Source organism: Desulfoluna spongiiphila (assembly GCF_900101345.1).
In the GTDB taxonomy this organism is placed as follows: domain Bacteria; phylum Desulfobacterota; class Desulfobacteria; order Desulfobacterales; family Desulfolunaceae; genus Desulfoluna; species Desulfoluna spongiiphila.
Genome location: NZ_FMUX01000009.1, coordinates 1 through 22,651, shown reverse-complemented (window position 1 = coordinate 22,651; position 22,651 = coordinate 1). Strand labels below are relative to the sequence as shown.

At 57.7% G+C, this 22,651-nt stretch carries 13 protein-coding genes and 1 pseudogene; 11 read left to right on the top strand and 3 right to left on the bottom strand.

Going from position 1 to position 22,651, the window contains the following annotated elements; genetic code table 11:
* Nucleotides 1-128: 128 nt before the first annotated feature.
* Together BLQ12_RS12970 and BLQ12_RS12965 are read right to left on the bottom strand one after the other, a co-directional pair.
* Nucleotides 129-1,901, bottom strand: a complete 1,773-nt coding sequence (locus BLQ12_RS12970; protein WP_217640309.1) for an SUMF1/EgtB/PvdO family nonheme iron enzyme — start codon at nt 1,899-1,901, stop codon at nt 129-131.
* Between the two features lie 218 nt (nt 1,902-2,119).
* Nucleotides 2,120-4,444: an autotransporter outer membrane beta-barrel domain-containing protein gene (locus BLQ12_RS12965; RefSeq protein ID WP_175469735.1), complete on the bottom strand. Its 2,325-nt coding sequence runs from the start codon at nt 4,442-4,444 to the stop codon at nt 2,120-2,122.
* Between the two features lie 562 nt (nt 4,445-5,006).
* Here BLQ12_RS12965 and BLQ12_RS12960 point away from each other — a divergent pair.
* The 5 genes from BLQ12_RS12960 (at nt 5,007) to BLQ12_RS12940 (ending at nt 12,001) form a co-directional block, all read left to right on the top strand.
* On the top strand, nt 5,007-5,570 hold the full coding sequence (locus BLQ12_RS12960) for a porin family protein (RefSeq protein WP_175469733.1): 564 nt from the start codon (nt 5,007-5,009) through the stop codon (nt 5,568-5,570).
* A 463-nt stretch (nt 5,571-6,033) separates the two neighbouring features.
* Nucleotides 6,034-7,161: a DUF6765 family protein gene (locus tag BLQ12_RS12955; RefSeq protein WP_092211085.1), complete on the top strand. Its 1,128-nt coding sequence runs from the start codon at nt 6,034-6,036 to the stop codon at nt 7,159-7,161.
* A 705-nt stretch (nt 7,162-7,866) separates the two neighbouring features.
* On the top strand, nt 7,867-9,246 hold the full coding sequence (gene mgtE, locus BLQ12_RS12950) for a magnesium transporter (RefSeq protein ID WP_092211084.1): 1,380 nt from the start codon (nt 7,867-7,869) through the stop codon (nt 9,244-9,246).
* A 234-nt stretch (nt 9,247-9,480) separates the two neighbouring features.
* Nucleotides 9,481-11,100 (top strand): ABC-F family ATP-binding cassette domain-containing protein, encoded by a 1,620-nt coding sequence (locus BLQ12_RS12945; RefSeq protein ID WP_092211083.1) that lies wholly within the window; start codon nt 9,481-9,483, stop codon nt 11,098-11,100.
* 232 nt (nt 11,101-11,332) lie between these two features.
* Complete coding sequence (locus BLQ12_RS12940) at nt 11,333-12,001, top strand: flavin reductase family protein (RefSeq protein WP_092211082.1); 669 nt, start codon at nt 11,333-11,335, stop codon at nt 11,999-12,001.
* A gap of 383 nt (nt 12,002-12,384) precedes the next feature.
* On the opposite strand, the gene BLQ12_RS12935 is transcribed toward BLQ12_RS12940, so the two are convergent.
* A complete protein-coding gene (locus tag BLQ12_RS12935; RefSeq protein ID WP_092211081.1) occupies nt 12,385-16,599 on the bottom strand; it encodes an acyl-CoA dehydratase activase in 4,215 nt (1,404 codons plus the stop codon).
* A gap of 984 nt (nt 16,600-17,583) precedes the next feature.
* On the opposite strand from BLQ12_RS12935, the gene BLQ12_RS12930 reads away from it, so the two are divergent.
* The 6 genes and pseudogenes from BLQ12_RS12930 to BLQ12_RS27790 form a co-directional block, all read left to right on the top strand.
* Nucleotides 17,584-18,000, top strand: coding sequence for an ATP-binding protein (locus BLQ12_RS12930; protein WP_092211080.1), 417 nt, complete (start codon nt 17,584-17,586; stop codon nt 17,998-18,000).
* Between the two features lie 35 nt (nt 18,001-18,035).
* On the top strand, nt 18,036-19,535 hold the full coding sequence (locus BLQ12_RS12925) for a formylglycine-generating enzyme family protein (protein WP_175469731.1): 1,500 nt from the start codon (nt 18,036-18,038) through the stop codon (nt 19,533-19,535).
* 35 nt (nt 19,536-19,570) lie between these two features.
* Nucleotides 19,571-19,903: an STAS domain-containing protein gene (locus BLQ12_RS12920; RefSeq protein WP_175469729.1), complete on the top strand. Its 333-nt coding sequence runs from the start codon at nt 19,571-19,573 to the stop codon at nt 19,901-19,903.
* Nucleotides 19,904-19,907: 4 nt separating this feature from the next.
* Nucleotides 19,908-20,645: a sugar transferase gene (locus BLQ12_RS12915; protein WP_092211077.1), complete on the top strand. Its 738-nt coding sequence runs from the start codon at nt 19,908-19,910 to the stop codon at nt 20,643-20,645.
* Between the two features lies 1 nt (nt 20,646).
* Nucleotides 20,647-22,137 (top strand): glycosyltransferase, encoded by a 1,491-nt coding sequence (locus BLQ12_RS12910; protein WP_092211076.1) that lies wholly within the window; start codon nt 20,647-20,649, stop codon nt 22,135-22,137.
* A 310-nt stretch (nt 22,138-22,447) separates the two neighbouring features.
* Nucleotides 22,448-22,651 (top strand): annotated as a pseudogene (locus BLQ12_RS27790) (IS5/IS1182 family transposase); the annotation flags it as partial.

Genomic DNA, 22,651 nt, shown 5'->3' with positions numbered 1-22,651 from the left:
GCCTCCGGCGGCGAGGTGAGCCACCTCGAAAGCGCAAGGGCATGAACGACGCAGGCATCTCCTCAAGCCCTCTAAGGCTCGGCGGCTTGTACCGATATGATATGGAGGGGCACTTTCCGCGGGGCTTATTAACGCAGGTCCGCAGCGAGCCGAAAGCCGGTAAGCTTATTGCCGCCGGAACTTCCAACACGACGGGCAGAGCGACAGTATGTTTTTCCTTGAGACCAATTGCCCCCCCGAACACAATGCACACTCCCGCCTGTAACAATCCCATCATCTGGGAATCTTTTCGGAGCTGCTCCTAGATGATCCTGCCAAGCGTCCGCAACCCACTCTGCGACATTTCCGTGCATATCGTGGAGCCCCCACGCATTAGGAGTATTGAAACTTCCTACGACAACGGTCCCATTCCCCATGAATGAATCAAAATTGAAACGGGCCTGACTCTCGGTAATCTCATACCCATCTCCTATGGCATAGGGGGTGCTTGTGCCTGCACGAGCAGCATATTCCCATTCCGCCTCGGTAGGAAGCCTATATCTTAATGCTTGGCTCTCATCTTCGTTCAGCTTGTCGATAAATTCTTGCACCGCAGGCCAAGAAACCGATTCAACGGGCGAATCGAAACAATCTACAAAAAATGGCATCCCCGGAAAAGGTCTATGTTCTGATGTAAAATTCGAGGGGTTCGTTCCCATTACATCTTTCCATTGCTGCTGGGTCACCTCTGTCGTCATCATGTAAAAATCGTGGGTAAACGTTACGCGATGGAGATCCTCATTGTCTATAAGACCAGGTCCGGAGTCAGGCGACCCCATCCAAAACGAACCTGCAGGCAATTTAGCGAAATCAACGTCACCACGTCCAACAGGAGCAGACATATTATCTATTGGCCCATCCAGCAGGAAAGAGGATACCGGAGCACAGCTGTCGCTACACCAATCCCCATCCAAAGCCACCAACACAAAGTAATAGGTTTTTCCTTTTTCGAGGCCCTCAACCGCATACGATTCCCCCATGATATTCGAGCACTTATCACCACTAAGTATAGCATCGACAGTCCGGGATTCAGACCAGTAAATCGTATAGCTATCCGCATCGACCACTGTATTCCAATAAAGCGTCACGCCATCATCGTCTGGGGCAATATTCTGAACTGCGCGCAGCCCCTGCGGCGTTGGAAGCATTCCCTTGTCACAATGTTCAGAAACCATATCACTCATACAGCTTGTATCTTCACCATCAACTGCACTAATTCGAAAAGAATATTCCATGTTACGGATCGCACCTTCATAAATCCACTGAGTATTTTCTCCACCAATCGACACCGTGTTGTCCCAATTCAAACTGTTCTCATCACGCCAAGCAAGGATATAGCTCTGGGCGCCCGGAACAGAATCCCAGGTGATGGTGAGTTCGCCCTCACCTTTTATTACCTCGACGTTTCTCGGAGTTTCCAACAGTTCCATCTTTGCAAAAACAACTCCTGAAGGCTCACTGGATCGGGTACCGTCTTCCGCCACAACCACATAATAGATTTTTTTTCCACGCACAGGTCTGTTATGGGCCCAAGAAGTATTCTTGATATCCGTTACTTCGATCAATTCGCTTTTCGGATCCGGTTCAGGGCTTAAAGACCAATAAACCGTATAATGGGTTGCTTCATTGACAGCCTCCCAGCTGAGCACAACAGACGACTCACCCGAAGTTGCCGTCACCCGCTTGGGCTGCAAAAGAACAGAGGGTTTATCCCGCGCCTCATCACCACTTGGTATGCCCCTGCCATCCCCAGATGAACTTCCCCCGCCACACCCGACCATGCCCAAAACCAACACCAAAAGCACCGGCAGCCAATACCAACGATACTTAGCCCTGCTATTCACCTTCATTTCCTTCACCATTACCCCTTCATATCTCATAGAATACAGCCTGGGTTGATCGCCTTCTGCTGCATCGCAGCCCACTGACGCAAATTGTTCGGTTGAGCACAAACAAGAGCGCATGTGGACCCTCGGGCCGATAATTAACCACCCAGATTTACTAAACAAGCAACCAAGACTTATTTGTCAAACGCTTCAAAAGGTTGGCCCCCGGCAGGGCCGCCGGAGGCATTCTTCCCTCAAAAATTCACCTGAACGCTCACCCATCCGCTCTGCTGAGTAACCTCCTCCTCGATTCGGCCGGTGTAGCCCAGAGCAAGGGAGGTCTCGCCCTTTGTGATCCCAGCGCTCAATTGAGCACCGAAGCAGGGATCGTTCTGCCGGTCGGCAAGGGTTGCCCGGTGGTCTGCAAGGGCCATGCTTCCGGTCATGGTGCCGCCGGTTAAGACCTGCTCGGCGAAAAGACGGAGCCGGGGGTGAATGTCGGTGTCCCCCTTTTTAAAGCGGCCTCTCCAATCGAGGGCTGCCTCCCCATGGAGTTCATGCTCATGGAGCCCCCCGTAACGTGTGCCCATCCAGCCCATGTGGTCGGTGGTAAAGGTATCCTGGTGCACCCACTCATGCCGCAGGGCGATTTCAGGGGAAAGAACTGAATTTGCAATTGGATAAAAGGCGTAACTCCCCGCCAGCCGGGTGATGAGGCCCTGGTTTTTGTAATCGGCCTCTTCCAGGTTCCGGGGATCCTTGTCTTCAAAATCGTGGGTGGAATAAAAAAAGGTGGAAGAAAGGCGAAGGGAAGCCCTGGAGGTGAACCGGTGGAAACCCTGCACCCCGATGGCGGCATGGGTCATGCGGGTTTCCCTGTCCTGAAACCGTGCAGGATCAAAATCCTGTTGCCCGCGCCCGAGGACAAAATGCACACCAGCCAGGGTGTCCCGACCCCAGGCGCGTGTCCCACCCCCGCAGACCCCGCGGTCCTCGGCCTCATACACGTCCTCATCAGCCCGAATGGCAAAGGGCGTCAAAAACAAGGTGCGTCCTTCGGTGCCACGGCCCTCTCCGGGCCCGCCTTCGGCCATGTTCCTGGAAGCCTGCTTCAACGCAGCGTTCATCAAAGCCTCATCCGCCATGGTGATGCATTGGGTCATTACGCGTGTTGTCTGCTGCAGGGCTTTCATGGCGGGGTTGAACGCGGGGGCGTAGCGAAGCAGCACAGCTTCGTTGTTGTTGACGCTGACCAGGGCGATATCCTCAGGGAACGCCCCGTCCAGGCGGGCAAATCTGTGCGTTTCGCCGGCAACGGCCCCATCGATGCGGTAGGGCGTCTCAAAGGGGGTATCCTCATCAATGCTTACATAGAGGGTGGCATCTGTAAGATCAAAGAAACCGGTGGCAGAGTGGCCCCAGACCCCTTGAAGGACATGGGAGTCGTGAGCCAGGTGAACCCCGTAACCCTTGACGGCCAACCGGCCGTCAGCGGCATACACAGCATAGGCATTGGCATCCCCCGCTTCGGACCATGCAAGGACATCAATGGTTCCCGTGGAGTAGAGCTCCGCATCCCCTGTGGAGACAATGCCATAGGCGTTGGCCGTACCTCGGGAACGGGCCGAAACGGAAATTGTGCCGGTATTGACGAGTCGGCTTCCGGTGCTGCCCACCAACCCGTACGCACCGCCCAGAGGGCTGTCGCCCGCATCGCCACCGTCGGCTGTCACCACCACCTCCCCCATGTTGACCACTGCCGCCCCTGTGCCGCCCCAAAGACCCATGGCCTGAGCTCGGACTGTGCCCGCAGCAGATGGGGTCCCTGCGGTCCCGGGATCTTCAAGGCGATCCCCATGCGCCGTGGCGGCGATGCCCCCTGTATTGATCACCACCGAGCCGGACTTGCCATGCACCCCGCAGGCGCTGACATCCGCCCCCATGGGTGAGGTGTTGGTCGCAAGCCGCATGCCGCCGGTTGCTGTGGCGGAAATCTGGCCGGTGTTCACGCCGACGCTGTCCACATCACAATACATCCCGTAGGCCAGGGATCGGGTCCTGTATGTGGCATCCAGGCCGGCAGCATGCCCCCCAAGGCCGGATGAGACCGATATCCTCCCACGATTCAAGGCCAGGCAGTCTGTCCCAGCAGAATCCGACGGTGCAGGGGCACTTGAAAAGGCAAGCTGCCCCGACCGGGTTGCCCACATGCCGCAGGAGAGGGCCACCAGGTCGGCCCCCACCTCAGCATACCGGCCGTCCGTCGACAAACGGACCGCCTCGCCGGTAGTCCCGGCGTCAATGGACCCGTTATTCAAAGCGATGCCACCGTTTAAAAGACTCATGCCAAAGGATTTGGAAACAGAATCCACACGGCCCACTGCTTCCATGGCGGGATACGCTGCCCTCAGGGTGACTGCGGCGCTGTTTTCAACAAGAAGTTCATCACCTCCCACGCAGATCCCCGATGCGTACACGACCCCTTCGCTGGTCCCCGCACCGAAGAGCGGAACGCCCTTTTTATCAACGGCAATGTCCTCATCATGGAGAAACACGCGACCGGCATACGACTCATGCAAGGCTCCCAGCTCGCCATCCGACGGCACAAAAACGGACCACACCCTTGGAAGCAGCGGGTCACTGCCTGCATGGTGCTCCGAGGCACTTCCCGGGGTGCAAAAAAGGCAGAGACACAACGCAGCGACAAGACCCAACGCAAACCGATTCGACAAACGGCCACCTCTTCGTAAAAAATTCATTACAACAAATTAAATCAAGTCAAAAACTGACGTTGTATTTCAAAGAGAACTTACCATGTCAATGAAATACTAACTATTTTTTAGATAAATATTACACCCGCGTTTTTAAATACCTAATTATCAAAGATTTATATCGTAAAAATCTAAATTTTAACCAAATTTTGGCAGAATTTTGGCAAACTTTTAACAAACTGAGCATTAAAATAAACATTACTTCAACCCCAAAAGAAACGTTGCTATGCACTATCATATTTGCTATCACCTCTTTTTTTATGAAGTTAAAATTTACTAAGAAATAATTTTAAAAAATAGCAAGTCACATCATACCGGCCACTGCCATGTGACCGCTGACATGCAATCAACCACCAAAAGAAGGTCACCCATGAAAAAGTGTTTCGAAAACCTGTTGTTGTCGTTTTGTGTCATCTGTGTACTCTCCCCCTGTTGCGCCATGGCAAAAGTATCCATAGGCGTCGGAGGATCCAACCTGCACGAAAACATCGATACCGGATCAAACGGCATCGATTTCGACGAGAGCGTGGGATTTAATGTCAAGCTGGGGTACCGGATAAGCGATTCCCTTGAAGCGGAAATCGACTATCTCTACATCGACGGGTTTGACGGCAGCGTCGCCGGCATCGAGGCCTTCGAGCTGGACGGCTATGCGATTACCGCCAACGCAAAGTGGTACCCGAGTGAAGGGAAGGTTCAACCCTATTGCCTGGTGGGAGCCGGGGTTGCAGACCTCACAGCCAGTGTGGACTTTCAGGACATCCAAAACTCGGAGTCGGATTGGGGTGCGGTGTTCCGTGCGGGAGCCGGGGTGGACGCCTACGTGTCTGAAAGCGTCCTATTCTTCGGGGAGATCTCTTACTACCTCACATGCGGTGACATCGACGACAACGACTTCATGCCCATGACCCTGGGCGTCAAGCGACTATTCTAATAAACCCTTCGACCGCGAAGGACGTGAAAAGATATGGGCGCACTCGACCCGTAAAATATCCGGGTTAAGGCCCAGCCGTTCTTTTTTTGGTGTCCTTCGTGGTCATACGCCCCGCCACAGATCAACGCATCGTCATCCGTGGTCGCGCATCCATTCCCCCTCGTACACCCTGCCTTACGATTCAAAAAAAGCAGTAAAACCCTTCACACCCATCCCCACGGCCCTGTGTGGCATACCCGTGAGTATAAAACCGCCCGGCGAGGCCCCACGTTTGACACCGTAAAAACGTCTTAACAATCTTGACTTACGTACGAAATCATGTATTTCTCGTTATATTTTCATCCAGAAATCAAGCTTCGACGGCCTGTAGAAATCATCAGGTCAACGCATAGGAAGATTCTGAATATTTCCAAACAATGATAACAACTCAAATCGACATGAAGTTTACACCACCGGAGGATCCATGAAAATTGACGCTCACTACTACGGCATCCTGGCTTTCTGCAGGGCCTGCGGCTTTACAAAAGATGCGGCAGGCACCATCGCCTATGCCTCCCAGTATGTCGACGATGCCAAAATCAACCACATGGTCCTGGCCAAAAAGCCGAAGGGTGTGGAGCCGGAAACCATCGACGGCAAACCGGCCTTTTTCAACATGGCCACCTGCCACTCCTACGCCCAACTTGACACCTACAACTACGATTCCATGACCGGAAACACCTGCGCCTTTCACTTCGTGCCGGGATGCGAAGGGAAAAACTTTACCCGAAAGCTCCGTTGCAAAAAGAAGTCACCCATCATCGAGTCGATCCTTCAAAAAGCCAAGGAGGAGAACGACCTGGTGAAATTGGGCATGGTCCTTCACGCCTATGCCGACACCTTCTCCCATGCAGGGTTCTCAGGACTCTTGAGCAAGGTCAACAGCATCGAAAACCTTACCGCCACGGCCAAAGCCCCCCTTGTTCCACGGCACGTCTTCAAAAAATGGGTGATGCAGTTGCAGAAGAGCAGGCTCGGTGAGACCCTGGACCGGGCGCTCCATGCCGTGGCCCCTGCCTACGGTCACGGACGGGCCTTGAGCTTCCCGGACGTGCCCCACCTCACCTGGAGCTACCACTACGACTTCAGCGACAATTTTTCATCCCAGTTCACCATCTCCGAGGTGATAAACCCCAACCGGTTCAAAGAGGCCTTTACCAGCATCCACGGGCATCTCACGGACTACCTTGAAAGGCACCCCGAATACAAAGACCCCGATGCCGGGCCCAGGGACACCACCCCCCTGTTCAACACCCTCCTTGCCGAGGTACACAGCGACAGAAAAAGGATCAAAAACTGGCAACAAACCATGGTCAAACTGAACCTTCTGGACGCCGCAGACAAAGAGCTTCACTACGACCATTTTCTCTGGCTCAAGGATGCCTTCTCCAATTTCACGAAAAAAACCTATGACAAACGAAAGGTCGAAGGAGCCCTTGCCGGCCCTGATTTTGCTACGAGCCGCTGGTATCAATTTTACCAGGCGGTACACTGGTACAAAGGGCATTTTTTCAGGCTGGCTGAAGAAAACGGGGTAACCATCCCCAGGTAAGGCTGCGGCAATAAAATAAAAAGATGCCTCCGGCGGCGAGGTGTGCCACCTCGAAAGCAGGTTGCGAATGCGCTTTCCCCTTCGTTCCTCAGGGAAAATCACATTCGCTTTTGATTTTGATTGGCCTGAATTTGCTTTTTAATGCCTGTTTATTAAACCCGTCGTTATAAAATCAGGCAGAAGTTTAGCCCCCGGCGGGGCCGCCGGAGGCATCTTTAACCTGGCTGCATCCGGCGGCAAGGTGAGGTTACCGCCGGCACCCCACTGTATGGCTATTTATGTTCACCAGTCCAAGGACCATGGCTCGAACCCGACGCGCCAACAAAACGCCCTGAGAAAAAACGTTTCGGTTGCACAAACCGATCCGGGGTGTTATCGTCCCCACCGTTTTTGCCGGGAGGGTTTTATGGGGCAGGGGTTTTCCCCTTATCCTTTAGTCTCCTGGCACAGGTGGCTTGCCGCAAGGCAAGACGAAATCACGTGACCATGCACACTCTGCACGTCAGAGCAACAGATCACATACAGGAACAGGAAATGAACGATTCGGAAGGCGGCAGTCAGCCCGCTCCTGAAAAGACCACAACATGTATCCGACCGCTCTGCGATCCCTCCCCAAAAGCACACCCCGTCACGCCCATCGCGTAACCCGGTGAGCCTTTCTTTATGGTGACGCGCGCGGCGCGGACACCATCAGGGAGGTTTACCATGAAAAACCCGCTCCTCGTCCCTGAGCTGCGAGATTACCTTGAATCCGACAATCACGAGGCCCTTGGCCTCTTCCTCGACAGCGGACACCCCCGCGTCATCGCCGAATTTCTGTCGGCCCTCACCCCGACGGAGGCCTGGCAGGTCCTTGGCACGGGACCGCTCTCCCTTGCCGCGGAGATCTTCTCCGAAATGGACGAATGGTTTCAGGCGGACGTTGCCGAGATCCTGAGCCGCCGCGAGCTGGCCCAGCTGGTGACGGAGATGTCCCCCGACGACCGGGTGGACCTTCTCGCCCGGATCCCGGAGAACAGGCGGCTGCGCATCCTCTCGGCCCTGGCAGTGGCCGAGCGGGAAGACATCCGAAAGCTTTCCTCCTACCACGAAGGGAGCGCCGGGTCCGTCATGACCTCGGATTACGCCACCCTCTCCCCGGACCTCACGGCGGCCGATGCCATTGACAAGCTCCGCAGGGAAGCCCCGGACAAAGAGACCATCTACTATGCCTATGTGGTGGATGAAGGGCGCAGGCTCATCGGCTTTGCATCCCTGAAGGACCTGATCCTGGCCCCAGCCCATGAGCTGGTGGAAGAGATCATGAACGAAGGCGTCATCTCCGTCCGAGTCACGGACGATCAGGAGTTTGCCGCGCGCCAGATCCAGAAGTACGGGCTCATCGCCCTGCCGGTGATCAACGGCGGCGATGCCCTGGTGGGCATCATCACCCACGACGACGCCATCGACATCATCACCCGGGAACACACCGAGGACCTGGAAAAGTTCATGGCCATTCAGGGCAGCCACGACGCCGCCTCCTACCTGCGCACTCCGGCCCTGACGCATTTTAAAAACCGTGTCCTCTGGGTGGTGGGCCTGGCGGCAGCAGGCCTCGTCTCGGGAGGCATCCTCCATCACTTTGAGGCCACCTTGAGCCACCTGCTGATCCTGGCCCTTTACATGCCCATGCTGGCCGATACCGGCGGCAACACGGGCAGCCAGTCCGCCACCGTGGTGATACGGGCCCTGGCCCTCAATGAAATTTCGGCCAAGGATATGCTGCAGGTTTTAGGCAAAGAGCTCAAGATCGCCCTGATGCTGGCAGCCGTCCTGGCCTGTGTGGCCTGGATCAAGGTCCAGCTCCTCTCCGGAGGCAGCCCCATTCCGGGAGGCTTTACCCTGCCCCAGGTGGGAGGGGCCATCGTCCTGGCCCTGGCCATCCAGGTGATCACCTCCACCCTCGTGGGCGCCCTCCTCCCCATGGGAGCGGCCAGGCTCCGCCTCGACCCGGCGGTGGTAGCCAGCCCGGCCCTCACCACGGTGGTGGATATCACGGGGCTCTTTATCTATTTTACCTGTGCGCGGTTGATATTGGGGGTGTGAGGGAGGACATGGGGAAAACAGCTATGGGCAAATCAGGCCATAGGTAGTGAAAAACAACGTTTTCCCTATGACCTATGACCTGTAACCTATGACCTGCCTCCCGTCTCCCTTGCCTCATGCAGGGCTTCATGATACGCTCCGCATCTTTGAAAATAACGCATCATCCCGGCATGATCGGTGGGCGGCCCTGCCTTTCGTCCTGGCTTTCTGATACACTAAAAACGGACCCTTTCCATGATCCATTTAACCAACATCACCCGGCAGCACGGCAACCACATCCTCTTTGACCGGGCGAGTCTCCAGATCCTTTCCGGCTCCCGAACGGGCCTGGTGGGTCCCAACGGGGCAGGTAAATCCACCATTTTTCGCCTGATTACAGGGGAGGAGGAGCCCGACGGGGGAGAGATCTCCATCGGGAAAAAGACCACCATCGGCTACTTCTCCCAGAGCACCGGGGAGATGTCCGGACGCACGGCCATCGAAGAAGTCATGGCAGCTGCCGGGAACATCTCCGAGCTTGCCGCGTCCATCGCCCAGATGGAGGAGGCCATGGCCACCCCCATGGACGACGACGACATGGCCGCCCTGCTGGAACGCTACGGAAATGCCGCGGAAGAATTTGAAAACCGGGGAGGTTACGATCTGGAACCCCGTGCCCAGGCCATCCTCACGGGGCTCGGTATCGGGCCGTCGGACCACCACCGTCCGGTGGAGGCCTTCAGCGGGGGCTGGAAGATGCGCATCGCCCTGGCAGGGATCCTTCTCATCAACCCGGATGTGCTGCTTTTAGACGAACCCACCAACCATTTGGACGTGGAGTCCATTGTCTGGCTTGAAAACTGGCTGATTGCAGAGTTCAAAGGGGCCCTTCTCATGACCTGCCACGATCAGGAGTTCATGAACCGGGTGGTGAAACGCACCGTGGAAGTGGCCAATCGCACCCTGACCACCTACGGGGGCAACTACGACTTTTACCTGAAGGAACGGGAGATCAGACGCGAGCAGCTCATGGCAAGCTACCGCCGCCAGCAGGAGATGCTGGCCAAGGAAGAAGAGTTCATCGCCCGGTTTGCAGCCCGTGTCTCCCATGCCGCCCAGGTGCAGTCCCGTATCAAGAAGCTGGAGAAAATCGAACGCATAGAACTCCCGGCCGAGCAGCGCAGCATGAAGTTTGAGTTTGCAGAGCCCCCGCGCTCCGGGGACGATGTGGTGGCCATGGAGAGTCTGGGCAAGGTGTGGCCCGCCGACGACGGATCTGAAAAGTCGGTCTTCGGTGGCATCTCGGGCATGGTGCGCAGAGGGGACAAAATCGCCGTGGTGGGTGTCAACGGGGCCGGCAAATCCACCTTTTTAAAGGTCATGGCAGGCCAGACCCAGGCCACCGCAGGCAGCCTCACCATCGGGGCCAGTGTCCACGCCGGTTACTTCAGCCAGCACGCCATGGACATCCTCGACCCGAAAAAAAGCGTCTTCGATACCGTTCAGGATGCCCTGCCCACCGCAGGCATCGGAACCATCCGCAACCTCTGCGCCGCCTTTCTCTTCTCCGGGGACGACGTGGACAAGAGAATCGACATGCTCTCCGGCGGTGAAAAAAGCCGGGTGGTCCTTGCCACCCTTCTGGCGCGCCCTTTGAACCTGCTGATCCTGGATGAGCCCACCAACCACCTGGACATCCAGTCCCGGGAGGTCCTCCTTTCCGCCCTCAAGGCCTTCAAGGGCACCGTCGTCCTCGTAAGCCACGACCGCCACTTCCTGCGGGCCCTGGTCAGCCGGGTCTTTGCCATCGACCACGGCGAGATGATCCCCTACGAAGGCGACTACGACTATTACCTGAGCAAGTCCGACAGGTAGAAAAAAAATGCCTCCGGCGGGTCGCTTTTTGAAAAAAGCGCCGCAAAAACGTTCCGGTTGCAATGACGTAGCCCCCTGGCCCGCCGGGCGGCTATGCGGTTGCCAAAATGCCCCCAAAAAAACGGCAGAGACGGGCATTTTCTCTAAGACCTGTTTGTCAAACTTTTCAAAAGTTTGGTCTCCGGCAGGGCCGCCGGAGGCTTGACGCTTTCCCCCACTCAGAGGTAACCCCATGGCCAAAGTAAGCTGGAAACCCGGCACCATGATCTACCCCCTTCCCGCCGTAATGGTCAGCTGCGGTGAGACGGAAGAGGAGCACAACATCATCACCATCGCCTGGACCGGAACCATCTGCACTGACCCGCCCATGTGCTACATCTCGGTACGGCCCAACCGCCACTCCTATGACATTTTAAAACGCACCGGCGAGTACGTCATCAACGTCACCACCGAAGAGCTGGCAAAGGCCACGGACTGGTGCGGGGTCCGATCCGGAAAAAAATTCAACAAATTTAAAGAGATGGGACTCACCCCCGGCAAAGCGGAAAAGGTAAATGCCCCCATCATCTCCGAGGCCCCCTTGCACATCGAATGCCGGGTCAAAGAGATCGTTCCCCTTGGCTCCCACGACATGTTCATCAGCGAGGTGGTCAACGTCATGGCCGACACCCGCTACCTGGACGAGGAGACCGGGGCCTTTCACCTCGACCAGTCCAACCCCATCTGCTACTCCCACGGCCAGTACCACGGCCTGGGAAGAAAGCTTGGAAAATTCGGGTTTTCCGTGGAAAAAAAGAAAAAAAAGATGAGCACCCCTGTGCACCAGGCCAAAAAGAGCGGCGCAACGCCGAAGGGGCGTAAGCTCAGAAAACGTGTGGGGAAAGCGGGGAAGAAGGGCTAAGGGCTAAGGGCTAAGGGCTAAGGGCTAAGGGCTAAGGGCTAAGGGAAAATAGCCCTGGGGAGCTTTCGGGGCAACAAAAAATCAAAACTATTCAGCTTATGCCTCCGGCGGCCCTGCCGGGGGCTAAACGTTCAAGAAGTTTAACAAACAGGTCTAAAAAAAACGGCTTGAATGAATGTGGTTTTAAAGGCGGATGTGCTTTGACCCGAGGGACGAGGGGCAAAGCGCATCCGCAACCTGCTTTCAAGGTGGCACACCTTGCCGCCGGAGGCTGCTTTTGGATCTGAATAGTAACACCGACAAAAAACAAGGCCGCCGCGTGCCCCGTCAGGGGTACTCGGTGGCCTTGTTTTATTTATCGCAGGTGACTGTATTTCTCTTTATCAGGCACTGACCCGCTCACGGACCGTGCCTTCGGCTTTCCTCGGGTACTTCAGGTAGGGAATGATCTGCCGGTTCTTGTTGCCCCCGGTGCCGTCGTAGGTGACGCAGACCACGGGCACGCCGGTGACGGCCTCAATGGTTTCAGTCATGGCCTCGGTGACAAGGGAGGCGCAGCAGAACGCAGGGCTCGTCTGGACGAAGAGGCCCACATCCGGGTAGTGTTTCTTGATGTAGTGGACCTTCAAGATGTTGTCCATGGACTCCCCGGTGTTCTCCATGGAGAGGTTGTACCGGGCCAGGATCTTTTCAGGGTCATCACCGTAGGTATGGCGCACGTCGGGAAGCACCCGCTCAAAGTGCCTTAAATACCGCCGCTCCAGGGTGTTCATGGCCGCCAGCAGGGGTTTGTACGAGATAACGTTCATGTATTTCCCTTCGGCAAACCACTTCTTGAAGTATTTTTCAGCGATCATCTTGGCGTATTCGTTGTAGGGAGTGGTAATGGCCTCGCCCCCATGCGCTTCGATCACCCGGATCAAGTCCTGGTTCATCACCTTGTTGTCCCGCACGTACAGGTCCCCGAAGATAGCCACCTTGATGCGCTCTTCCGCCCGGGTCTCGATACCGGCAAAAAGCTCCGTCACCTGAATGACGGCGCTCTCTTTGGTGCGGTACCCGGCCATGGCGTCGCAGAGGATCTCCATGGACCGCTCGGCCACCCTGTCCGTGGTTCCCGGCACCACCTCGTAGGGCCGGACCCTGCAGATCATCTTTCGAAGGAGCCCCCCGAACAGATAGGCAAAATACGTGGTGACTCCGGCACGGATGGAGATATCGATAAAGGAGAGTTCCCCCACAAAAACCCCTGCCTTTTCCATGCCGCCGCCATGGGCCTTGAGATGACTCTTGATAAAGTGGGGGTAGAGCTTGATGTTGCAGGCCAGCTCCGAGTGGGACATCCAGAGCACGGTGTTGGCCGGATCCAGATGGTTCTCCTCCATGCACTCGATGAAGCCCTGGGCGATGGCGTTCACCGGAATGCACTGACCCGTGTTGAATTTTAAACTTTTTTGAATGGTTGTCGGGGTCTCCTGGATGAGGTAGGTGGTGTAGCCTTCCCGCTTCAGGTTCTCGGCCAGGAGCCTGCAGGTGATGGCATCCCAGTTGGGGATCACCACGTTCTTGTTGCGCACCTCCCTGGTGAGCTCCGGGTTTACCATGGAGTAGTCGCCCGTCGCCTTTTTTCCGGCCTGGTTGTAATGGTTTCGAAATGATCGAATGGCCGCCTCGATGCGGGTTTCGTATCCCACGCTGGAGTCGTGTTCGTCGAGCTCCAGAATCAGGTACGGCTTGTTGTTGGCCTCCATCACCTTTTTAAAGGCATCGATGATAAACGAGTCCGGGGCGCACTTAAACGAGGTGATGAACACCGGATAGAGCCCGGGGATTCCTGCGGCCGTTTCCGCTGCCTCCAGGATTTTTGCCGCGTAGTTCCAGTGCAGCTCATCGAGCATGGGCCGGATCTTGGCCGGGTCTCCCTTGGGCAACATGTCCTGGTAAAAGGACTTTACCCCCCGTTCGGCAAGGATCTCGGGGATCCGGTTGTTGGCGTGGGAGGAGAGCACCGTGTAGGGCCGCCCGAGAAGCACGGCCGAAAGGTTTTCCTTCGGTGCGAACTCTTTTTCATAGAGCCCTTTCAGCTTTTTCTCCGCGGTCTGCATGAACTCGCTGGCCCTGTTGTAGGCCGTGGAGACCTCAAAAAAGCTGATGGGCTTTTTCGTCACCTGCTTCATCATGCGGTAGAGCTGATACCGGGTATGGACCCCGGAGTAGATATACTTCAGGGTGGGGGTGAGCAGCTGGGCCTTTCCCCCCAGGGCCGAGGCCGAGAGCACCGCCGGTGAAAACTGGGTGTAGTAACAGTACTGGCGCCTGCCCCCCTTTTCCGGGTTCTTGTTTTCGATGTAGTAGGGCAGGAAAATAAAATCCGCTTTGTCCACGAGGTGGGAGACATGGCCGTGAAGGGCCGTCATGGGCGCGCAGAATTCGGCGCCGGTGAGGTTCTTGCCCTCCTTCACCGCCGATTTAAACCCTTCGCTGGTCACCGTCCTGATGGACAGAAGGGAAAAAAACCGTTTCCAGAACGGGAGGTCTTCACGCAGGTGCAGGGCCGCCGGAATCCCCACCACCTCGGCGTGCCGATACGAGGTCGGCGTCTCCTGGCGAAGGAGTTTCCGGCGCGCCTTGAGCAGGTCAAACCCCGCCGTGTTGCTGCTCACAAAGGAGGTGGACTCGTAGTCGCGTCCGCAGAGAAAGCCATACGCCACCTTCTCCCCGGCCACATCGGCCACGGAGATCTTGCACCGGTTGTTGCAGAGGCTGCACACCTCGGAGGTCACGGCAATATGCTGGCGGTGGAGCCCGGTCCCCCTGAAGGTGGTGGTTGGTGCCCCTTCGTCCAGAAGGGTCAGGGCCGTTCCCAGGGCCCCTGTGAGGTGGCAGAACCTGGAAACCAGGATCTTCTTGTTCAGGCGCTGCTCAAAGGCCGCCACCAGGGCCTTGTTCTTGGCCGTGGCCCCTTGGAAAAAGACCACGTCCCCGATGCGCCCTTCGTCCGCCACCTTGATCAGGTAGTTTTCCCGCACCGAGTGCAGGGCCGATGCCAGCACCTCGTCCACGGAAAAACCGCAGGCCAGGTAGTGGTTGATGTCCCGCTCCATAAAGACCGTGCAGCGATCGCTGCTCATGGGGGCCCGCACCCCCAGGGTCCGCCGGGAATACGACCGCACATCACAGCCCAGCTTCAGGGCCTGCTCTTCAATGAAACTGCCGGTGCCCGCGGCGCAGACGTTGTTCATCACCGAAGAGGTCACCATCCCGTTTTTCAAGGTGGTAAACTTGGCGTCCTGGCCCCCGATCTCGATGATGGTGTCCACATCGGGGTTCAGTTCGCAGGCAGCCCGGGCGTGGGCGGTGATCTCGTCTAAGGCAAGGTCCGCCCCCACGATGCGGCCGATGAACTTCCGGCCCGAGCCCGTGGTACCGGCCCCCTTCCAGGCAAAGGCAACCCCGAGCCTTTCTTCCACCTCTTCCACCGCTTCAAAAATGCCGGAAACAGCGTCCACGGGACGCCCCGAGGTGCGGGTGTAAAACCCGGCAATAACCCGCTTTGCCTCGTCCACCACCACCGCCTTGGTGCTGGTGGAGCCGATGTCGATGCCCAGGGTCACGGGAAGCACGCTCTCCTGTGGCGTCTCATAGACATCCACCTCCACGAAGCTCTTCAGGCCGTCGTGATCAAAGGGCAGATCGTAGCTTGAGACACTGGCGAAATCCGGGTACTCCGACAGATGGAGTTCCAGGGGCGGGTAGTGGTACTCCTTGGTGAAGGTTTCGTCCTGAAGGATGCCTTCAGGAATGGGAACCGGCACCGCATCGGATGCCATGGCCCCCTCGCCCAGAAACTCCAGGGCCACGCCCACGGCACCGTAATACAAGGCCATCTCATCGGTGACAAAGGGTACCCCGGCAATGGTCTCCAGGTGGCCGGACACCGCCCGGTTCAGGGCCACGCCCCCCACAAAAAGCACGGGGTCCCGCTGCTCCCGCGAGGCAAACACGGTATCGGCAATGTTTTTGGCCAGGCCGTGGCAGAGGCCGTCACAGATCTCGGGCAGGGAGTAGCCTTCCTGCTGGGCGTGGATGAGGTCGGTTTTGGCAAACACGGCACACCGGGATGCGATCTCAGGGTAATCCCCGTTGCTCTCTTCGGCGATACGGGAGAGCTCCTCAATACCGGAGAGGTTGAGCCGACCCGCCTGCTGGTCAAGAAAACTCCCCGTACCGGCGGCGCAGGAAGTATTGGCACGGGTGTCCACGTAATTGCCCTCATCGTCAAAGCGGATGAGGGCAAACTGCTCGCCCCCCACGGACAGCACGTTCCGGACCTCGGGGTGGAGGTGCTTTACCGCATGAATCAGGCTGATACGACCGTCGTAACGACGGGACGCCTTGATCAGCGACGGGGTGGTATCCGTGGCGGCCACCGCTCCGATGCGGCTCTGGGAAAAGCTCCCGAGAAGAGTCTCAACGGCGGATTTCATCTCGCCTTTGTGCTGCAGGCTCACCTTCTTCACGATCTGCCTGTCGGGGGTCATCTCAACGGCGGTGGCCGATACGGAGCCGATATCCAGTCCAAGAATATTCAGTGTCATATGCGTGGTCCCTAACGTGAATGGTTCGTTATGTTCCAACGGGCGAGGGAAAGCTCAGGGCTCGGGCAGACACTCCGTGCACCGCTGAAGGGCAGGGCGCTCTCCCCGCTGGCACTGTGCAGCTCAAACGCGGCGGGAGACTGAAAACCCTGCATGGAATCAAGGAATTGTTCATGTGTGGTCGTGTGTGAGCCCTTGGGCCTTTTTGCCGTTGGCATCGAAGACCGCATGCCTGGGGCGGCAGTGGATGCCCCGTGTGAAGGGCTCAATCAGGTAGAGTATCAATACGTACCACTTTTAGAATACGTATTCTACACACCGACACGTATCTACACAAGCACTTACTACGCCCACACGTCCTCGAATCGCAGATCCACAACGTCCCAAACCATATTATTTAAACATGTTATAAACAATTTTTTCCTCCCAGTGTTAAAACCGCGCCGCCCTTTCAAAGGAATCGGTCCTGTGACACCCCCCGGACGAAATCGCCTTGGGACCGCCCGGAGGGCTCGCCCGCACACCTTCGGTGCTCTAAAGGAAAATGCAGTGATGACGTGTACTGCAAGGTTGATTTATGAAGAATTTACCAGTAATATAAAGACATTCGTTTATCAACCCGTCATCATCCACTCTGAAAGATCCCATACCCGTTGCCCGCAGAAACGCAACAGACGTCGCCCTTTTCGGCAACGTCAACATCACGCCCTTTGTACGTCACATGCCGGCCCCTGCTCACTGCCCGGACCCTTTGCTCTCCAGACCGCTCCCGCTTGCGTAAAAGGGCCTTACAAAGAGAATCACACCGGTGCTTTTCAAAAAAGGCCGAACGGCCACCCACCGACCGGACCACCCCTGTCATAGGCTTTCACCAGGGCTATATGCCTGTTGTGTAAAGCAAAGGGCGGAGCTATAGTAAAAGGCCACGGAGCCTCGGACAACCGCCCTTACACCCATCAGACCGCCACACGAAAATGAGACGCGATGCCTGGAACGGGACAGCCCATCAAAGAGAAACACCTTGACGTCACAAGCGACCTGAGCGTCCTTTCGGACGTGCGCCACTTTCTCAGGGAGGTCTTCGCCGGCATCGCCGACGATCCCGTGGATCGCATGGAGCTGGCCGCCAACGAGGTGGCGGCCAACATCATCAAGCATGCGTACAAGGGAAACAACGGACACCGCATCGTCATCCGGGCGACGGTGTCACCGGACCGCATCTGCGTCCATTTCTTTGACCACGGAGCCCCCTTTGATCCGGCCCATGTCCCGCCCCCCCTCTTCGACGGATCCCAGGAAGGGGGATTCGGGCTCTTTATCGTCTCCGAGGTGGTGGATGAGTTTCACTATCTCCCGAGCGGGGAAGGAAACCACACCAACCTCTGCATCTTTCTGCCATGACCCCTCGCCCCCGGCCACAGGCAAAGGTCGCCGCCTTGCTGCTTTTGATGATTCTCTGGGCCCCGGTGTGCCTCCGGGCCGACGCCCCGCTGCCCCTTTCCGAACAGGAAATCCTTGAGGCCGTCGGCATGCCCGAAGGGACCTTCCTGGGCCATGCCTCCGAAGAGCAGGCCCGGAAGCTTGCCGCCCTTTTATGCAACCATCACAACAGCGCCATGGAGCACCTGGCGGATATAAAAGACGCCCAAAAAATCCCGGAGACCAAACGCCTCATCCGGGAGAACCTCATCGTGGCCGAACGCATCCTGAACCTCATGGAAAAAACAGCAACACGCCAGGGCACCGGGGAGCTCACCCTTTTTTATGACACCGGCGCCGATACGTTTGCCGAAGACAGCCTCCAGCATCGGCGCCTGGTGCGCTTCCTCGATTTCCTGGCGCGGGAGAGCAAGGGGCGGCCCCTCCTGTTCATCAGCATCGGCAGCGCTTCGGCTCCGGGCACCGAAAAAGAGAACCTGGCGCTCTCTGCCAGGCGGGCCCACTTCCCCCGGCGCTTTATCGAACACTACCTTGTCAACACCCCCCACGGCTTTTACGAAATCTACGGCACGGGGGAGGCCGCCAGCCCTGAAAATGGGCCCGACGAGCGCCACAGGCGTCACCAGCACACCCGCCTCATCGCCTTTTACGCCAAGAAGGCCCCCCAGCCAGTGGTGGCAACCGGCCCCAAGGCCCAGCCGGACATCCCGGACGCGCAAGGCCCCGCGGAGGTTCCTTCAGAGGCCAAGGCCTCCAGGGGGCCTGAACCGGCCGGTCAACACACAGGCCCCCTGCCCGGCATGGGCTTTGCCTGGATCCCCCCGGGGACCTTCACCATGGGAAGTCCCAGAAACGAGCCGGGACGCGACTCCGATGAGACGCCCCACCAGGTCACGCTGAGCCGGGGATATTACATGCAGGTCACGGAGGTGACCCAGGGACAGTGGGACACCCTCATGGAGACCAACCCCTCCTACTACAAGGAGTGTGGAGCCGACTGCCCGGTCAACCGTGTCTGCTGGACGGATGTCATGGAGTTTGTCCGGAGGCTCAACGCCATGGAAGATGCGGAAGGCTTTTTCCGGCTCCCCACGGAAGCAGAGTGGGAATACGCCTGCCGGGCGGGAAGCCAGGAGGCGTTCTCCAACGGCCCCCTGCTGGAGCTTGCCTGCGCCTACGACACCAACCTGGACCGCATGGGCTGGTATATCGGCAACTCCAATACGCGTCTCCAAGAAGTGGGGCAAAAAGCCAAGAACAGCTGGGGCCTCTACGACATGCACGGCAACATCTGGGAGTGGTGCCTGGACTGGGAGGGACCATACGGAGACCAGCCCCGCACCGACCCCTCAGGGCCGCCAACGGGCGATTTCAAGATCATCCGGGGCGGAAGCTGGAGCAGCGACGACCGGGACTGCCGGTCGGCCAACCGCCTCTTCGTCACCGAATGCAACCGCAACGCCGGCATCGGATTTCGGCTGGTGATGGAAAAATAAGAGACACCTCTACACAAACCAAAAGAAGGGCCCCCATGAAAATCCATTCCGAACCCATCAATGACATTGTCGTGGTGGACATCCTGGCCGACTCCCTGGACGCCGGGAACACCCGTGAATTCAGGGAAGCCATCACCCCCCTGATCACCCCCGGATCCACCCTTGTCCTCAACCTGGAGACCGTCCGGTTCCTTGACAGCTCGGGCTGCGGTTCCATCCTCTCCTGCCTGCGCCAGCTCAACGCCAACGAGGGGGACTTAAAGGTGTGCGGCCTCCAGAAAACCGTGCGAGCCGTCTTCGAACTGGTACGCATCCACCGGATCATCGACATCTTTGAAAACCGCGACGAAGCCATCAGGCAGGCGTGACCCCATGCAAGCCCCCCTGGACATCGACGGCCGGCGCACCGAACTCATCGAAGAGCTCTACGGCCTCTACGGGAAAGGGACCCTTCGCATGCGCCTGCGCTTTTTCCGGAAAAAGTACGCCTGGGTTGCCATCACAGGAGGGGCCTGGGCCATCAAGCGCAGCTTCGATATCCTGGCATCCCTTGCCGCCCTGCTCCTGCTCTCTCCCCTCTTCCTGGTGGTTGCCGCAGGCATCTGGTTCACGGACAGGGGCCCGGTTCTTTACTGGCAAAAACGGGTGGGAAAATGGGGCCGGGAGTTTCCCTTCCCCAAATTCCGCTCCATGATGGTGGGCGCAGACACCGTCAAGGATGCGATCTTAGAGCAAAGCGACCACGAGGAGAGCATCACCTTTAAAATGAAAAAAGACCCCAGGGTTACCGGCATCGGCAGGGTCATCCGGAAGCTCAGCATCGATGAACTTCCCCAGCTCTGGTGCGTCCTCAAAGGAGAGATGTCCCTTGTGGGCCCCAGGCCCCCGTTGCCCCGGGAAGTCGCCCTCTACACCCTTGCCGACCGGCGACGCCTGGATGTCACCCCGGGCCTGACCAGCATCTGGGCCGTGAGCGGCCGGGGGGACATCCCCTTTGAACGCCAGGTGGAACTCGACCTTCAGTACATCGAGAGCCGAAGCATCAGAACCGACCTGAAGATCCTTCTGAAAACCATCCCCGCGGTCCTTTTCGGAAGGGGGGCGTATTGAAATGAAAGTCCTCCTTCTGGCAACAAGGGGTGTGGACCAGGCCCCCGTGCTCTCGGAGCGGCTGGGCGCGTCCATGCTGCCGCTTCTCGACCGGCCCTTCCTCCAGCATGGGGTGGAGTGCCTGGTGCGGTGGGGGGCCACCGAGATAGACTTTATCCTGTGCCACCTGCCGGAAAAGGTGGAGGCGTTTTTCGGCACCGGGGAGCGATGGGGGTGCCGGTTCCGGTACCATCTCGTACGGGACCCCGAGCGCCCCTTCCGCCCCCTGGCCAATGCCCTGGCCTCCCACAGGGAGACCCCCCTGGTCCTGGCCGACGGTGAGGTCCTCCCCCTGGTGGAGAACCTGGGCATGTCCGTTGACTCGTCCCGGCTCCTCATGGAGGACAACGGCTCCGGAGAGACGCGCTGGTCCGGGTGGGCGGTGATTTCTTCCGGCCATTGCCCGGCGGTGGAAGCCACAGCCGATGCCACCGACCTTGAGGCGGCCCTGATCAACGCAGGGGCCATGGAAGAGGAGCTCCCGGCAACCCTGACGGTCCGGGACCCCACCACCCTCCTGCACGCCACACGCACCATCCTGGACCGGGGTGTGCCACACCTCATGCACACGGCCCGGGAGGTAGAAGAAAAAATCTGGCTCTCCCGGGACGTGGGGATCCACCCCACGGCACGCATCACCCCGCCGGTCTACCTGGATGAAGGGTGCCGCATCGGGAAACTGGCGGACATCGGCCCCTACGCGGTGCTGGGAAAGGGCTGCGTGGTGGATGAAAAGACGTGTATCCGGGATTCCGTGGTCCTTCCCATGAGCTACATCGGAAAGGACCTCTCCCTGGAGGGCTCCGTGGTGGACAAAAACTGCCTGGTCAACACCTCCATCGGCTCGGAGCTTACCGTCACCGATGCCTTTATCATCGGCAACCTGGCTGAAAACGAACTCCGGCACCGCCTTGCAAGGCTGGGGTCCCGAATAACGGGCGTCTTCCTGCTGGTGGTCTTCTCTCCCCTTCTCATCACCACCCTCAGCGCCCTCTCCCTGTTCAGGAAAGGCCCCTGCCTTCCGCACCTCAACGTGGTCAGCCTGCCCACCCTTGCCGATGAAACCCACTGGCACACCTTTGCCTTTGCCACCTGCGAAGCCAAAGGACCCGATCCGGCCACCTGGGAAGCCCGGTGGTGGCATTTTTTCCTTGTCTTTCTCCCCGGCCTCATCCATGTGGTCCGGGGCCGGATGCGGCTTGTGGGCCTGGGGCCCCGCACCACCGACGCCATCCGGTCCCTGCCCGAGGACTGGCGGCATATCACCCTCACGGGCAAAGGGGGCCTCATCACCGAGGCCATGCTCCACTTCGGGCCCCGCCCCGGTGAAGACGAACTCTACGCCGCCGAAACGGTCTACACCGTCTCCTCCGGCCCCCTCTACGACGCAAAGCTCCTGCTCAAATACGCAGGCCAGCTCCTGGGCGTCATCCCGCGCCCCGGAAAGCCCTGAACCTCTCCACCCTGCCGACCTTCCCTCTTCCCCGTTCTCTATTCCCTGCTCCCTGCGCACTATTCCATCTGTAACTATTCAGAGCCTGAAAAAGCCTCCGGCGGCAAGGTGTGCCACCTTGAAAGCTGGTTACGCATGAGCTTTTAGGGCGACGCAAATTCCCTATTCACTATTTACCTATTACCTAGAGGTTGCTGAATAATATCTATTCCACTGAAAACAGATACGAAACGTGATATGTTTTGTGCCTGAACTGCAATGATAACAGGCTGGTTTTTGAAAAAGCCTTGCACTTTGAGGTTAAAAATTTATGTACAGGCACAATGAGAAGCAACTTGTTTTAGAATTTGAGCTACCTTTTGGCGGCAGATTGTCCCCAGACAACCGCTGGGTAAAATTGGGTCACCTGATTCCCTGGGATGAATTTGAAAATGAGTACCATGGAAAGCTAACTCAATCCGGTCAAGGCCCCCCAGCAATATCAGCACGAATGGCTCTTGCTACGCTCATCATT

What these genes read in the sequence shown, in the direction of transcription:
- BLQ12_RS12945 (WP_092211083.1), top strand. Translation starts at nt 9,481, where the DNA reads ATGATCCATTTAACCAACATCACCCGGCAGCACGGCAACCACATCCTC.
- BLQ12_RS12920 (WP_175469729.1), top strand. Translation starts at nt 19,571, where the DNA reads ATGAAAATCCATTCCGAACCCATCAATGACATTGTCGTGGTGGACATC.
- BLQ12_RS12960 (WP_175469733.1), top strand. Translation starts at nt 5,007, where the DNA reads ATGAAAAAGTGTTTCGAAAACCTGTTGTTGTCGTTTTGTGTCATCTGT.
- BLQ12_RS12935 (WP_092211081.1), bottom strand. Translation starts at nt 16,599, where the DNA reads ATGACACTGAATATTCTTGGACTGGATATCGGCTCCGTATCGGCCACC.
- BLQ12_RS12955 (WP_092211085.1), top strand. Translation starts at nt 6,034, where the DNA reads ATGAAAATTGACGCTCACTACTACGGCATCCTGGCTTTCTGCAGGGCC.
- BLQ12_RS12940 (WP_092211082.1), top strand. Translation starts at nt 11,333, where the DNA reads ATGGCCAAAGTAAGCTGGAAACCCGGCACCATGATCTACCCCCTTCCC.
- BLQ12_RS12910 (WP_092211076.1), top strand. Translation starts at nt 20,647, where the DNA reads ATGAAAGTCCTCCTTCTGGCAACAAGGGGTGTGGACCAGGCCCCCGTG.
- BLQ12_RS12970 (WP_217640309.1), bottom strand. Translation starts at nt 1,901, where the DNA reads ATGGTGAAGGAAATGAAGGTGAATAGCAGGGCTAAGTATCGTTGGTAT.
- BLQ12_RS12930 (WP_092211080.1), top strand. Translation starts at nt 17,584, where the DNA reads ATGCCTGGAACGGGACAGCCCATCAAAGAGAAACACCTTGACGTCACA.
- BLQ12_RS12915 (WP_092211077.1), top strand. Translation starts at nt 19,908, where the DNA reads ATGCAAGCCCCCCTGGACATCGACGGCCGGCGCACCGAACTCATCGAA.
- mgtE (WP_092211084.1), top strand. Translation starts at nt 7,867, where the DNA reads ATGAAAAACCCGCTCCTCGTCCCTGAGCTGCGAGATTACCTTGAATCC.